Genomic DNA, 12,884 nt, shown 5'->3' on the forward strand with positions numbered 1-12,884 from the left:
AAAATTCGTAAAGAGCTTGATTTTGGATATTCTTATGACTAAAAAACCGTGATACTTTATCAAATTATCCGCATTATGGAACAATCCTGAAGAAACTCAATGGAATTCACAAAAATTAGAACTATGAAAAAACCATTAACATACATTAGTCTATTTAGCAGTGTAGGAGTTGGGTGTTATGGCTTTAAACAAAATGGTTTTGAATGCATTGCTACAAATGAACTTCTTACAAAAAGGCTAAAAATACAGACTTTTAACAACAAATGTAAATACGATAGTGGTTACATTGATGGAGATATTACAAAACATGATGTAAAACAAAAACTTCTTGATGAATTAGAATTTTGGCAAGAAAAACATAAAATTAAAACACCAGATGTTTTAATTGCAACGCCACCTTGTCAAGGTATGTCTGTTGCTAATCATAAAAAGAATGACGAAATAACAAGAAATTCTTTAGTTGTTGAATCACTAAATCACTATGGACTAAAGTCATAGTTTTCTTACCGTCTAAAGAATCTCTATTTATGTTTATCTGAATCATAGAATTGCATATCAATGATAGTGTTGTCCAAACCTACTCGTTTTAAATGAACGCTTAAACTGCCTGATTTTTTATGTAGTGTATCTCTTCCATATTTTAAAAAATATTTGTTTTGTCATTTAATTCAATTTTTTAAAAAACTTTTCAGACTGTAACTTAAAAAAAATGCTATTTGCTCTTCTTTTTGTTGGGGTCTTGCCAAGTGTTAAATAAAGAATATACAATCACTTTATCTTTAATCATCTCGTAAATAATTATAAATGGAAAACGTTTTATAAATGCTTCTCTATAGGGTTTTCGTTTTTGTGGAAAGTGTGTTGGGTTTGCTGTTATTCTCTCAAAATAAGTATCTAAATGTTCTAAAAATTCTTCGCCTAAACCTAAGCGTTTTTCTTCATAATAAAGATAGGCTTGAACGATTTCTAAGTTAGCTTCATGTTTAATTTCTAAAATATAAGACATCTATTAGCTGACGTTTCTTGCATTTTGTTTGACTTGTTCCCATGTTAAAGATTGACTTTTATTTTTTAAATGGGCTTCTCTGCGTTTGTCAATCATTTTGTATTGTTCCTCGCTTAAAGTGATTTCTTGATTATCGTTTTGATAACTTTCAGCTAAGGCTTTCATCATTTTTAATAGTCTTATGTCTGCTGTATCTATGTATTCCTTAATAGTATTTCTTAAATCTATTGTTGACATCATATTTTTTTCTAATGTAAATATACAATTTATGTTTAACAAGTCATAATACAAGTGCGTTACAATTTTTAAAACTTCTTTTTTTTTGGATGGCGATAACAACTATAAATCTTAAGGATTAGTTTGTATTAAATTTAGCCTGTTGCTATTGAGTTGCAGGTTTTTTTATCCAAAAAACATATATAAAACAGAACTTTATCTATTACTTCAATTCAGGTGGAATCTTACAAACCGGAATAGATTGCATCTTATGTTGGTTGGCTTGGTTAAGTTTTTTATAAATTTTTAAAACTTGCTGTTGTTTTGGATTCAAATCTGTGAGGTCTTTGTCATCAGCAGTCATTGCCCATTCTAATTCGTCATAACTGGCACCGAGTTGATCTTCATCGCTTCGGCTATCGCTAAAAAGCCCATCGGTTGGGGTGGCATTCAAAATCTCATCTATGATATTGAGTTCTCTGCCTAAGGCGTAAACTTCAGACTTCATTAAGTCGGCAATAGGACTGAGATCCACACCGCCATCGCCATATTTGGTATAAAAACCAACTCCAAAATCTTCAACTTTATTGCCAGTGCCTGCTACTAAATAGCCGTGCAACCCAGCAAAATAATATAACGTACTCATACGAAAACGGGCTCGTGTGTTGGCTAAACTTAATGCTTTTTGATCAGTATCAGGTGTTTGTGGAATTGTAGATTGAAAGGTGTCAAAAGTCTCAGTCAAATCTATCTTAAGACTGCTGACATTGGCAAACTGGTGTTTTAAATTGTTAATGTGTTTTTCAGCTCGACTCACTTGATTGGGGTCTTGATGAATTGGCATTTCAAGGCACAAAACACGAAGTCCAGTTTTTGCACAAAGAGTGGAAGTTACAGCAGAATCTATCCCACCAGAAACACCTACCACAAAACCATTTTGTTGACTTTGTTCGGCGTAATCTTTTAACCATTTTACAATATGATTAATAATAGCTTGTGTATTCATGCGTTTGTATTTTGGTATATTTGCGAAAATTTGTTTAAAAATAAAGAAAACTAAGTTTCACTCCCAAGCCTTAATAGTTTTTATGAAAAAAATATCATTTGTCTTTTTTGTTTTATGTTTTGGCATTTTGTTTTCATGCCAAGATTCAAAACAAATTAAACCTGAAATTGCTGAGATGAAATTAGAAGTTGATTTCATTCGTTTTGATAGTATTTTTTCTGATGCTGAACCGCAAGATTTACAACGTTTACAAACGGAGTATCCTTTTATGTTTCAAAAATCAATTCCTGATAGTTTGTGGCTTTTGAAAATGCAAGATTCTTTACAACAAGAAATAGAAAAAGAGGTGTTGGTCACATTTTCTGATTTTTCAAAATATCAAAGTGAAATCACGTTATTTTTTAAACATTTAAAATATTATTTTCCAAATCAATCAATTCCTAGAGTGGTAACTTTGGCTGAATATGTCGATTACAAGTCGAAAGTTGTTTTAAATGATGAACTGTTATACATTTCTTTAGATAATTATTTGGGTCAAGATCATAGATTTTATAAAGGGTTTCAAAGTTATATTTCTATTTTACAAACCCCAGAACAAATTTTACCTGACATCGCAACACAATATGCCAATAAACTCATTGATTTTCCACAGTCACGTACATTTTTAAGTCAAATGATTTATGAAGGAAAAAAACTTTATTTTAAATCTCAACTTTTGCCTTGGGTTGAACAACATCAATTGATAGGCTATTCAAGAGATGATTTTCAATGGGCAAAAAACCAAGAGTTTATGGTTTGGCAATATTTTGTAGAAAGAGATTTGTTGTATTCAAGTCAATCTGATTTACGACGAAGATTTTTGCAATCAGGACCGTTCACTAAATTTTATTTAGAAATAGATAATGAAACACCGCCAAGATTAGGGCAGTATATCGGGTGGCAAATCATAAAAGCTTATGCTGAAAAACATCCAGACAAAAGCTTAAAAGAAATTATAGAAATACCAGAACAAGACTTGTTTAATCAATCAAAGTATAAACCTTAAACTATGAGTAATAAAACATCAGATATTCTTTTGCGTGTTACAACAGACGAAAACAAAATTCCAGAAAGCATAACTTGGTCTGCAGAAGACGGTGGCGTTGAACAGGCAGAAGCTAAAGCTGCTTTTTTATCTATTTGGGATCATAAAGCTAAAGAAAGTCTGCGTATTGATTTATGGACAAAAGATATGCCCGTTGATGAAATGAAGCATTTTTTTCATCAAACTCTTCTCACTATGAGCGATACCTATTATAGAGCAACACAAGATGAAAAAATGAGTGAAACTATGAAAGATTTTTGTGATTATTTCGCCGAAAAGTTAGAATTAAAAGACAATGGAAAATAAAAGCAAACCACAACTCATTTTTGTTTACAATGCCGATTCAGGTCTTAAAAATGCGTTATTAGATTCTGCTCACAAAATATTAAGTCCAAAAACCTATCAATGTAAGTTGTGTGAATTAACCTATGGTGTATTTAAAGAAAAAAAAGCTTGGAAAGAGTTTAGAGAAAATTCTGATGTAGATATGAAATTTTTGCATGCCGATGAATTTATTAAACTGTATAACTCTAAATTTAGACCCAACTTTGAATTGCCTGTGATATTGTTAGAAAATCAGTATGATTTGGAAGTGCTTATAAGTTCAGAAAAGTTTAACTCTATTAATTCTTTAGAAGGTTTAATAAAACAAATCAAACGGATATTAAAAACGCTATAAAACAAGTTTCTTATTATAGAGCTTTTTAAATTAAAATTGATTTAAACAAAGACGTTGAGTTTGTTCTTTCAATTTCATTATATTATTTTTTGTTTCTAAAGTTTTAAGTTTGGTTTTTTTATAAGCCTTGCTATTAGTAAAACGTCTCGTTGTATTCTAATATCAAATGTTATTTTAGATATCTCCTGTATATAAGGAAGCCTTACAATATACGTCGGTATTATTTCTACATCTTTTTATTAGCGATATTGTTTATTCAAATTAGTGTAAAAAGCATTATCTTAGTACAAAAATAAAACCATGTCAAAAGTTAGAATTTTTAGTACAAAATCTTCGGTAGAATCTATGGGCTTACAAAATTATTTTACAGCAAACAACCAATATTATGAGGTGATAGATAAAACCGATTCGTCTTATGCTTCCGTGTTTGGTGATATTGAATTTTATGTGAAAAAAAAAGATGAGAAAAAAGCTCAAGATTTATTGGATGCATATTTTGAAGACTGATTTTAGACTCCTAAAGTGTAAAAGGATATCTATATGTAAAGAATACTTGGTTTAAATGACCTGACTTTTGAAAATGAACAAATGAGTGACAACTTGATTTTGTTCATTAAAAAGAATCTAATTGTATAAGAGTGTTGTGTTGTTTGACTTTGTATTGCGGTTGCTGTTGGAGGTTAAATAGACAAATGCAAGTATTTTAAAGTCTATTTAAAACTTTAAGTGAGAAAATACCAAAAAAATTAATAGGATTTTTATTATAGACTTTATTTCTATACCTATTACATATACAATAATTTAAATGACTATATACTATATAAAATGCTAAATCTAAAATCATAAAAAGAGAAGCATTTTAATTTTTTTTTTGTGGGATATATATTTTTTCTATATTTAACCAAAATTTATAAAATCAAATATTAACTCTAAGACAAACAACAATGAAAAGATTATTTTCAACTTTAACCATTCTGTTTTTTATGGTTTTTGGTATTTACGCGACAAATGTAAACGCTTCAAACTCAAACTATGACAACTTGCCAGCATTTATTCTAACAGATGAATCAGCTGTAGAATTAGAGACTACTGCTGTAGTTGGAGAAAACCCTGTAATTCAAGAAGAGCCAGAAGGAGAAACAACTGCAGAAGAAGATTTAGGTTTCCATCAAGTACTTAAAAAACGTTTTATAGAAGGAGGACCAACTTTTATGGGAATTGTACTTTTATGTTTAATCCTTGGTCTTGCTATTGCCATTGAAAGAATTATTTTTCTCAATGCCTCTACAACAAACTCTAAAAAATTAGCTCAAAAAGTTGAAGATGCTCTTGAAAGCGGTGGTGTAGATGCTGCAAAAGAGGTTTGTAGAAATACAAGCGGTCCTGTGGCTTCAATTTACTATCAAGGTTTAGATCGCGTAAACGAAGGTATTGATGTCGCTGAAAAATCTATTGTAGCCTACGGAGGTGTTCAAATGGGACAATTAGAGAAAAACGTCTCTTGGGTTTCTTTATTTATTGCCTTAGCTCCGATGCTTGGTTTTATGGGAACTGTAATCGGTATGATTAATGCTTTTGATAAAATTGAAGCCGCAGGTGATATGCAACCTTCACTTGTTGCAGGAGGTATTAAAGTCGCCTTATTGACAACTGTATTTGGATTGATTGTTGCAATTATATTACAAGTATTTTATAACTTTATAGTTGCTAAAATTGATAGTATTGTAAATGATATGGAAGATGCTTCAATTACATTAGTTGATATATTAGTTGCTCACAATAATAAAAAATAAATAATGACAAGATTTTTAAATATTTTCAAAATAGTTATCGGAGTTCTTGCAGCATTTTTCTTTGCGAGAATTATGATAGAATCTGATGATGCGATTAAAGAACAAGCCAGTCTGCAAACTAGCTTGATTAGCCCAGATCTTTACCTTGCTTATATCGTTTTAGGAATAACGATCTTATTAGTCCTTATATTTACCTTAAAAGACATCTTACGAGGTAATGTTAAGAAAACACTCATTTCTGTTGGTTTATTTGTATTAGTTGTTCTAATATCTTATTTTGGACTTTCAGGAGATTATGGTACGGGTTTTGCGGTTAGTGATACCAATACATTGTCTGAAAACGGTGCTTTATGGGTTGGTGCAGGGCTTTACACATTTTATATACTTGCATTAGTAGCCATTGCAACTATGTTTGTTTCAACAGTTAAAAAAGCAATTATCTCTTAAATTATGGCAAGAAGAAGCTCACCAGAAGTCAATGCAGGATCAATGGCAGATATTGCTTTTTTGCTCCTCATTTTCTTCTTAGTAACAACAACTATAGAAACTGATAGTGGTATTAATAGAAAACTACCACCTATCGAAGATCAACAAGATCCACCACCATTGAAAGAAAAAAATATCTTTATAGTTTTGATAAATTCAAATGGAGATTTATTAGTTGAAGATGAACCTATGGATTTAAAAAATCTCAAAACAGCTGCCATTCAGTTTTTAGATAATGGTGGAGGAAAAGGCGACGAAGCATGCAATTACTGTCAAGGTCCTGGTAATCCGAATTCATCTGACAATCCAGTAAAAGCTGTTATCTCACTACAAAATAATAGGTTGACAAAATATTCGGATTATATTGCTGTTCAAAATGAATTAGTTGCTGCTTACAATGAGTTAAGAGATAGAGAAGCAAAACGATTATTTGGTGTAACTTTCCGAGAAATGGAAGAGGCATTCAAGAGTGAAAGCTATACTGGTGACAAGGATAAATTGAAAGAACGAATTGAGCAAATTAAAGATATGTATCCTCAAAAATTGTCTGAAGCCGAACCTAAACGTACTTCAAATTAAACATTTAAAGATTTAATTATGTCTAAATTTAAAAAGAAAAAAAGTGGTGATTTACCAGCTATTTCTACTGCATCATTACCCGATATAGTTTTTATGCTTTTGTTTTTCTTTATGGTGGTAACTGTAATGAGAGATACTTCAATTAAGGTGAAAAATAGATTACCTTATGCTGATCAGGTCGAGAAACTTGAGAAAAAAGATTTAATTATGTATATCTATGCAGGCGAACCTTCTGAACGCTATCAATCCATTGCTGGTACAGAGGCTCGTATTCAGCTTAATGATAAATATGCGAGCTTAAAAGATATCAAACAATTTGTTTTTGAAGAACGTCAAGATACACGTGAAGAATTGAAACAAGCTTTAATTGCTGGTCTTAAAGTAGATAAAGAAACCAATATGGGTTTAGTTTCAGATATCAAAACTGAATTGAGAGAAGCCGAAGCTCTAAAAATTACGTATATCACGCGAAAAGGATCTGCATTTAAAAATTTAGAGTAAATAATTAGTTTTTATAAATTTTCAGAAAAGCACCTAAATGTAGGTGCTTTTTTTTATTCAGTGTATATTTGTTTTGATGAAGAGATTATTAACATTTTTTACCTTTTTTATATTTCTAACTTCTGTAAGCCAAAACTTAATTGATAAAAACTTTGCTGAAGTCGATAGCCTATACCGTGAAGATCAATTTTATGTTGGTTTGGGGATAGATATTTTAGTCAATAAACCGAAAGATATGTCTCAGTCTGGATTCTCTGGCGGTTTACATTTTGGGTATATCAGAGATATGCCATTAAATCAAGAAAGAAATATTGCCATAGGCATCGGGTTAGGTTTTTCTTTTGACACATATTCACACAACCTTTTTATAGGAGAAACCGATACAGACCAAAGTATTTTTGACGTGATTGATAGTGGGGTTGAATTTAATACCAATAGATTTTCAACTCAAGTCATCGAAATGCCAATTCATTTTAGATGGCGTACTTCAGCAATTGGTGATGATTCTGCTTTTTGGAGAATTTATACCGGATTTAATATTGGTTATATGTATCATTTCAAATCTACTTTTGAACAGCCAAACAATACCGTTAACCAAACAGATTTAGACGAACTTAACAGAGCCAGATTTGATTATTACTTTTCATTTGGTAAAAGTAAAATCAATTTCTTTTTTAGATATAATCTTAATTCTATTTTTGATGCTAAATTATCAGATACACAAGAAGACCTAAAACTCAATGTCATCAAAACTGGTGTGGTTTTCTATATTCTTTAAATAAACCAGAATTTCAAAAATATCAATTGAGACACGACCCCAAGTATTAAACCTGATACCAATTCGTGCAATTTGTGAGATTTCATTGACAATCTTGAGCTCATCACCCAACCAACAGCAAACACACTCAAACTTATTATCCATAATTTGTCAATTTGATAATAAAGACTAAAGCTGATAATAAAGTAGGAAAAACTTGATATAGCAGTGGTGTGAAGGCTGATTTTATAATTCAAAAAAGACAGAATTACGCAGACTAAACCACTAAAAAATACAGCCGAAAAAAAATAAAACGGAACCTTATAATGCACAGGGTCAAAAATATAGTTGATTATAAAGGCACTCATAGTTGTATAAAACAAAAGCGGAAGTCGCCTTTGTTTGATTTTTTTAAGATGAAAACTATCAATAATTCTCAAAGGTTTCAATAATATTAAAAAGAAAATTGGAATAAAAACCGTCAGCAAAATCACCGATAGAATTTTAGCTATCATATTCTCATAAGTAAACATAAAATTAACGTGATAAAAATAAAAACACATGGCATATGTAGAGAGCCATAAAGGATGGAAGATATAAGACCCTAAATCAAGAAAAGTTTTCATTACAACTCTTTTCGAAGTCTCGCTACAGGAATATCCAAAACCTCTCTGTATTTGGCTACCGTTCGGCGAGCAATAGGATAACCTTTTTCCTTCAAGGCTTCAACAAGTTTAGAATCTGTGTAAGGGTTTTGTTTATCTTCATTGTCAATAATGTTTTGCAAAATATTTTTTATTTCTCGAGTAGAGACGTCATCGCCTTTATCGTTTTTCATTGATTCTGAGAAAAAATCTTTTATCAGTATAGTGCCATAAGGCGTATCTACATACTTACTGTTGGCAACCCTTGAAACCGTACTGATATCCATATCGATTTTTTCAGCAACATCTTTAAGAATCATAGGTTTAAGATTTCTTTCATCACCGGTTAAAAAATACTCACGCTGAATATCCATAATGCAAGACATTGTTGATATCAACGTATTTTGTCGCTGTTTAATCGCATCGATAAACCATTTAGCCGAATCCAATTTTTGCTTGATAAAAAGCAAAGCCTTTTTTTGATCTTTGGTCTTTAGTGCATTCTCTTTATAGCTCTTGAGCATATTGTTGTAATCCCTTGAAATATGCATATGCGGAACATTTCTTGAATTTAGAGTTAACTCCAGCTCGTCATTTTTAATTCTAATCGTAAAGTCAGGCGTAACCTGATCTACTGGTTTTGACCTTGACGAATAAGATGCCCCAGGCTTAGGATTAAGATGTTCAATTTGCTCAATAGCCGCTTTTAATTCCTCATCCGAAAGTTTAAATTTATGCTTCAGCTTTTCATAATGCTTCTTAGAAAACATATCAAATGCGTTTTCTAGAATATCTATAGCAATTTTCACATCTTTATTTTCTGGTTTTCTTTTGAGTTGAATAATAAGACATTCCTTCAAATCCTTAGCACCAACGCCAGCTGGATCCAATCTTTGAACAATTTTCAAAACCCTCAAAACCTTTTCCTTAGTCACATAAAGACTTTGTGTAAAGGCCAAATCATCAATAATATCTTCAATATCTCTTCTGATGTAGCCCGCTTGATCAATACTACCAATCAAAAAATCCGCAATCTGTTCTTCTTCCTCATCAAGCCTAAATGTATGAATTTGAGATTTTAAATGATCAAAAAACGATTTTCCCGCAGCATAAGGCACTTTATTATCATCATCGTCAGCACTGTAGTTGTTAGAATAAGTTTTATAACTCGGTATTTCATCATCACTCAAATACTCATCCACATCAAACTCAGTCTCAATAACTTCGTGCTCATCATCCTGACTATTGTCCACATCATCAAAATTATCATCTTCCTCTTTTCCACTTTCAAGTGCGGGATTTTCCTCAAGCTCTTGTTTGATTTTCTGCTCAAAAGCCAAAGTTGGTAGTTGAATTAACTTCATCAGCTGAATCTGTTGTGGGGACAACTTTTGAGATAATTTTTGACTGAGTTGTTGCTTTAACATCTAAAATAGTTTATTATAAAAATACAAAAAAAGCTTATTCAATACTCTATTTAACAAAGCTTTTCAAAAAATAATTTAGGGCTTCAATCGAACCTGCCTAGTGGCAAAGACAGGCTATCTGCTATATTTAAGCTCGTGTTGGAGATGCCACGTATCTTGGTCAAGATAAATATTTTTTCAAGAATCCCTAAGCCAAGAACACAAGCTTACAGCAAAATGATTAAAAAATAAAGTGAATTAAAAGTCTAAATTTTTAGGCGATCGTGGATAAGGAATAACATCTCTAATGTTAGGCATTCCTGTAACAAACTGAACCAAGCGCTCAAAGCCTAAACCAAAACCACTGTGCTCACAAGTACCAAAACGTCTTGTATCAATGTACCACCATAATTCCTCCTCACTAATGTCTAAAGCTTTCATTTTTTCAACCAAAACCTCAAGTCTTTCTTCACGCTGAGAGCCGCCGACAATTTCACCAATGCCAGGAAATAAAACATCCATAGCTCTCACTGTTTTTTTGTCGTCGTTCAAGCGCATATAAAATGCCTTAATATTAGCTGGATAATCGTATAAAATAACGGGACATTTAAAGTGTTTTTCCACTAAAAACCGTTCGTGCTCACTTTGTAAATCTGCACCCCATTCTTCTATAATGTAATCAAATTTCTTTTTCTTATTAGGCTTAGAATTTTTTAAAATATCAATAGCTTCAGTATAACTTACGCGTTTAAAGTTGTTATTCGTAATAAATTGAAGCTTTTCTATAAGCGACATTTCACTGCGTTGTAGCTTGGGCAATTTAGCTTCCTCCTTGGTCAAACGTTGCTCTAAAAAATCTAAATCTTCCATGCAATGTTCCAGAACATAGTCAATAACATATTTTATAAAATCTTCAGCCAAGTCCATATCACCTTCAAGATCACAAAACGCCACCTCAGGCTCAATCATCCAAAATTCAGAAAGATGACGAGTTGTATTAGAGTTTTCAGCCCTAAAAGTAGGACCAAACGTATAGACTTTACCAAGACCTAAAGCATAAGTTTCAGCTTCAAGCTGACCGCTAACAGTAAGGTTTGCAGGTTTACCAAAAAAATCTTGTTTAAAATCAACCTCGCCGTTTACCGTTTTAGGAATAGATTTTAAATCAAAATTAGTCACCTTAAATGTTTCTCCAGCACCTTCGGCGTCAGAATTAGTAATTATAGGTGTAGTAACATATTGAAAATCTTCCTTTTGAAAATAGGCGTGAACCGCAAAAGATAATTTAGACCTTAAACGCATCACAGCACCAAAAGTATTTGTTCTCACTCTAAGATGAGCTTGTTCTCTAAGCTTTTCTAAACTGTGATTTTTTGGAGATAAAATCGTTTTTCTAACATCTTCACTATTAGCTTCTCCAAGTATTTTAATGTTTTTGACGTCAATCTCCACACGCTGACCCTGACCTTGGCTTTCTACCAAAGTGCCTTCAACTGTTACAGCACATCCAACATTTAATTTTTTAATAAACTCATCACCATATTCATCAGTTGGTAAAACGCATTGAATATTGCTTAAGCAAGATCCATCATTCAAGGCTAAAAACATATTATTTCTAAAAGATTTCACCCAAGCCTTAACTTGATATTCTTCAGAAATTCTACCTTCACTTATAATATGTTTAATACTAATGTTTTTCATTTTATATACATTAAATTAGATGTGTAGTCCACATTCGGTTTTAGCAAGACCAACCCATCTTCCTTCTCTCTCAGCTCCTTTTTTTGTGCAGTGTTTACACCCAATAGAATTGTAGCCTTTTAAAACCAATGGGTTAGTGTCAAGTTGATGTGTTTTGATGTATTCGTTTCTCTCTTCAATTTCAACATCTATGATAGGATAAAACCTAATGATATCATCTTTAAACTCAAAAATGTTAAGATTTTTCCGATGACTATTTTGAGACCGCATCAATCCTGAAGCCCAAACATTAAAATGCTTTTTAATTTTTTCTATAGGTTTTACCTTATTGATATAACAACACTGATCTGGATTTTTTTTCCACAACTTCTCATCTCTTGTTTTAAAATGTTCCTCATAGTCTGGTATAATATTATAGACTTCCAAATTATATTTTTTAGAAAGCTCTCTTTTATATTCAATTGTTTCTTCAAAATGATAAAATGTATCTATAAAGTAAACTTTAGGCTTTACGGGTGCATTTTGACTAAATAGATGCAAAAGAAAAGAAGAGTTAGCCGCAAATGAAGATGTGACAAGCATTTCTTCGCTTGAGAAATCTTTGTAAATCTCCTGTATTCTTTGGTCTAAACTTAATTGAGCATACTTTTTGTTTAAGTTGTCAATTTGTTCTTTATAAGTATGAATATCTTTAGTTTTCATAATTGACAAAATTAAATTTTTATTACAGACTACAAATATATTTAATGATGTAAATTTTTTTAGTTTTTTTAAAAAAAATAAAAACCTCACAGTCAGCGTTTTAAAATAATGTTTTACATAATTAAAAAAAATATGGTTTTTTTTTGAAAAAGTATTTGTTGAAAAGAAAAAAGGTATTACATTTGCACCCGCTTTCGGGCGAAACAAAAAGATTAAAAAAGTACATTGACATATTGAATTGACAAGCTGATTAGAGATAATCAGCAACGCGTAAAGATAAGCGAAAAAAACAAACATACCCGAGTCAACAGATTTTGGTGTTTT

The 12,884-nt window shown here is 31.4% G+C and carries 17 protein-coding genes; 10 read left to right on the top strand and 7 right to left on the bottom strand.

What is annotated here, in order from left to right; genetic code table 11:
* The first annotated feature begins 123 nt into the window (after nt 1–123).
* Complete coding sequence (locus tag ACSSV5_RS08245) at nt 124–498, top strand: DNA cytosine methyltransferase (protein ID WP_211064817.1); 375 nt, start codon at nt 124–126, stop codon at nt 496–498.
* A gap of 214 nt (nt 499–712) precedes the next feature.
* Here the strand turns inward: ACSSV5_RS08245 and ACSSV5_RS08250 are convergent, their stop codons facing one another.
* The 3 genes from ACSSV5_RS08250 to nadE all read right to left on the bottom strand — a co-directional run bounded on the left by ACSSV5_RS08250 (nt 713) and on the right by nadE (nt 2,228).
* The gene (locus ACSSV5_RS08250) at nt 713–1,006 is read right to left on the bottom strand and encodes a type II toxin-antitoxin system RelE/ParE family toxin (RefSeq protein ID WP_454245501.1); all 294 of its coding nucleotides are present in this window, start codon (nt 1,004–1,006) and stop codon (nt 713–715) included.
* Between the two features lie 3 nt (nt 1,007–1,009).
* Nucleotides 1,010–1,246: an addiction module protein gene (locus ACSSV5_RS08255; protein ID WP_211064816.1), complete on the bottom strand. Its 237-nt coding sequence runs from the start codon at nt 1,244–1,246 to the stop codon at nt 1,010–1,012.
* Nucleotides 1,247–1,445: 199 nt separating this feature from the next.
* A complete protein-coding gene (gene nadE, locus ACSSV5_RS08260) occupies nt 1,446–2,228 on the bottom strand; it encodes an NAD(+) synthase (protein WP_211064815.1) in 783 nt (260 codons plus the stop codon).
* A gap of 82 nt (nt 2,229–2,310) precedes the next feature.
* On the opposite strand from nadE, the gene gldB reads away from it, so the two are divergent.
* The 9 genes from gldB to ACSSV5_RS08305 all read left to right on the top strand — a co-directional run bounded on the left by gldB (nt 2,311) and on the right by ACSSV5_RS08305 (nt 8,128).
* Nucleotides 2,311–3,273: a gliding motility lipoprotein GldB gene (gene gldB / locus ACSSV5_RS08265; protein WP_454245502.1), complete on the top strand. Its 963-nt coding sequence runs from the start codon at nt 2,311–2,313 to the stop codon at nt 3,271–3,273.
* A gap of 3 nt (nt 3,274–3,276) precedes the next feature.
* On the top strand, nt 3,277–3,618 hold the full coding sequence (gene gldC / locus ACSSV5_RS08270; RefSeq protein ID WP_454245503.1) for a gliding motility protein GldC: 342 nt from the start codon (nt 3,277–3,279) through the stop codon (nt 3,616–3,618).
* Nucleotides 3,608–3,991, top strand: coding sequence for a GTPase (locus tag ACSSV5_RS08275; protein ID WP_211064812.1), 384 nt, complete (start codon nt 3,608–3,610; stop codon nt 3,989–3,991). The genes gldC and ACSSV5_RS08275 overlap by 11 nt, the downstream gene beginning before the upstream one ends.
* A gap of 300 nt (nt 3,992–4,291) precedes the next feature.
* Entirely contained in the window at nt 4,292–4,498 is a 207-nt protein-coding gene (locus ACSSV5_RS08280) for a hypothetical protein (RefSeq protein WP_211064811.1), read from the top strand.
* 437 nt (nt 4,499–4,935) lie between these two features.
* Nucleotides 4,936–5,784 (top strand): MotA/TolQ/ExbB proton channel family protein, encoded by an 849-nt coding sequence (locus ACSSV5_RS08285; protein WP_454245504.1) that lies wholly within the window; start codon nt 4,936–4,938, stop codon nt 5,782–5,784.
* A 3-nt stretch (nt 5,785–5,787) separates the two neighbouring features.
* The gene (locus ACSSV5_RS08290) at nt 5,788–6,231 is read left to right on the top strand and encodes a hypothetical protein (RefSeq protein WP_454245505.1); all 444 of its coding nucleotides are present in this window, start codon (nt 5,788–5,790) and stop codon (nt 6,229–6,231) included.
* A gap of 3 nt (nt 6,232–6,234) precedes the next feature.
* A complete protein-coding gene (locus tag ACSSV5_RS08295; RefSeq protein ID WP_454245506.1) occupies nt 6,235–6,849 on the top strand; it encodes an ExbD/TolR family protein in 615 nt (204 codons plus the stop codon).
* Nucleotides 6,850–6,867: 18 nt separating this feature from the next.
* A complete protein-coding gene (locus tag ACSSV5_RS08300) occupies nt 6,868–7,350 on the top strand; it encodes an ExbD/TolR family protein (protein WP_211064807.1) in 483 nt (160 codons plus the stop codon).
* A 76-nt stretch (nt 7,351–7,426) separates the two neighbouring features.
* The gene (locus ACSSV5_RS08305; protein ID WP_454245507.1) at nt 7,427–8,128 is read left to right on the top strand and encodes a porin family protein; all 702 of its coding nucleotides are present in this window, start codon (nt 7,427–7,429) and stop codon (nt 8,126–8,128) included.
* Here ACSSV5_RS08305 and ACSSV5_RS08310 read toward each other — a convergent pair.
* The 4 genes from ACSSV5_RS08310 to ACSSV5_RS08325 all read right to left on the bottom strand — a co-directional run bounded on the left by ACSSV5_RS08310 (nt 8,125) and on the right by ACSSV5_RS08325 (nt 12,560).
* Nucleotides 8,125–8,733 (bottom strand): hypothetical protein, encoded by a 609-nt coding sequence (locus ACSSV5_RS08310; protein ID WP_454245508.1) that lies wholly within the window; start codon nt 8,731–8,733, stop codon nt 8,125–8,127. The two genes, ACSSV5_RS08305 and ACSSV5_RS08310, sit on opposite strands and share 4 nt — an antisense overlap.
* Complete coding sequence (rpoN, locus tag ACSSV5_RS08315; RefSeq protein ID WP_454245509.1) at nt 8,733–10,178, bottom strand: RNA polymerase factor sigma-54; 1,446 nt, start codon at nt 10,176–10,178, stop codon at nt 8,733–8,735. Before rpoN ends, ACSSV5_RS08310 begins: the two co-directional genes overlap by 1 nt.
* 237 nt (nt 10,179–10,415) lie before the next feature.
* On the bottom strand, nt 10,416–11,858 hold the full coding sequence (gene asnS / locus ACSSV5_RS08320) for an asparagine--tRNA ligase (RefSeq protein ID WP_211064803.1): 1,443 nt from the start codon (nt 11,856–11,858) through the stop codon (nt 10,416–10,418).
* A gap of 15 nt (nt 11,859–11,873) precedes the next feature.
* The gene (locus tag ACSSV5_RS08325; RefSeq protein WP_211064802.1) at nt 11,874–12,560 is read right to left on the bottom strand and encodes a phosphoadenylyl-sulfate reductase; all 687 of its coding nucleotides are present in this window, start codon (nt 12,558–12,560) and stop codon (nt 11,874–11,876) included.
* Nucleotides 12,561–12,884: the final 324 nt, after the last annotated feature.

This window comes from Psychroflexus sp. MBR-150 (genome assembly GCF_053628795.1).

Excerpts from the sequence above, each read along its gene's own strand:
- ACSSV5_RS08245 (WP_211064817.1), top strand. The coding sequence starts at position 124 with ATGAAAAAACCATTAACATACATTAGTCTATTTAGCAGTGTAGGAGTT.
- ACSSV5_RS08250 (WP_454245501.1), bottom strand. The coding sequence starts at position 1,006 with ATGTCTTATATTTTAGAAATTAAACATGAAGCTAACTTAGAAATCGTT.
- ACSSV5_RS08255 (WP_211064816.1), bottom strand. The coding sequence starts at position 1,246 with ATGATGTCAACAATAGATTTAAGAAATACTATTAAGGAATACATAGAT.
- nadE (WP_211064815.1), bottom strand. The coding sequence starts at position 2,228 with ATGAATACACAAGCTATTATTAATCATATTGTAAAATGGTTAAAAGAT.
- gldB (WP_454245502.1), top strand. The coding sequence starts at position 2,311 with ATGAAAAAAATATCATTTGTCTTTTTTGTTTTATGTTTTGGCATTTTG.
- gldC (WP_454245503.1), top strand. The coding sequence starts at position 3,277 with ATGAGTAATAAAACATCAGATATTCTTTTGCGTGTTACAACAGACGAA.
- ACSSV5_RS08275 (WP_211064812.1), top strand. The coding sequence starts at position 3,608 with ATGGAAAATAAAAGCAAACCACAACTCATTTTTGTTTACAATGCCGAT.
- ACSSV5_RS08280 (WP_211064811.1), top strand. The coding sequence starts at position 4,292 with ATGTCAAAAGTTAGAATTTTTAGTACAAAATCTTCGGTAGAATCTATG.
- ACSSV5_RS08285 (WP_454245504.1), top strand. The coding sequence starts at position 4,936 with ATGAAAAGATTATTTTCAACTTTAACCATTCTGTTTTTTATGGTTTTT.
- ACSSV5_RS08290 (WP_454245505.1), top strand. The coding sequence starts at position 5,788 with ATGACAAGATTTTTAAATATTTTCAAAATAGTTATCGGAGTTCTTGCA.
- ACSSV5_RS08295 (WP_454245506.1), top strand. The coding sequence starts at position 6,235 with ATGGCAAGAAGAAGCTCACCAGAAGTCAATGCAGGATCAATGGCAGAT.
- ACSSV5_RS08300 (WP_211064807.1), top strand. The coding sequence starts at position 6,868 with ATGTCTAAATTTAAAAAGAAAAAAAGTGGTGATTTACCAGCTATTTCT.
- ACSSV5_RS08305 (WP_454245507.1), top strand. The coding sequence starts at position 7,427 with ATGAAGAGATTATTAACATTTTTTACCTTTTTTATATTTCTAACTTCT.
- ACSSV5_RS08310 (WP_454245508.1), bottom strand. The coding sequence starts at position 8,733 with ATGAAAACTTTTCTTGATTTAGGGTCTTATATCTTCCATCCTTTATGG.
- rpoN (WP_454245509.1), bottom strand. The coding sequence starts at position 10,178 with ATGTTAAAGCAACAACTCAGTCAAAAATTATCTCAAAAGTTGTCCCCA.
- asnS (WP_211064803.1), bottom strand. The coding sequence starts at position 11,858 with ATGAAAAACATTAGTATTAAACATATTATAAGTGAAGGTAGAATTTCT.
- ACSSV5_RS08325 (WP_211064802.1), bottom strand. The coding sequence starts at position 12,560 with ATGAAAACTAAAGATATTCATACTTATAAAGAACAAATTGACAACTTA.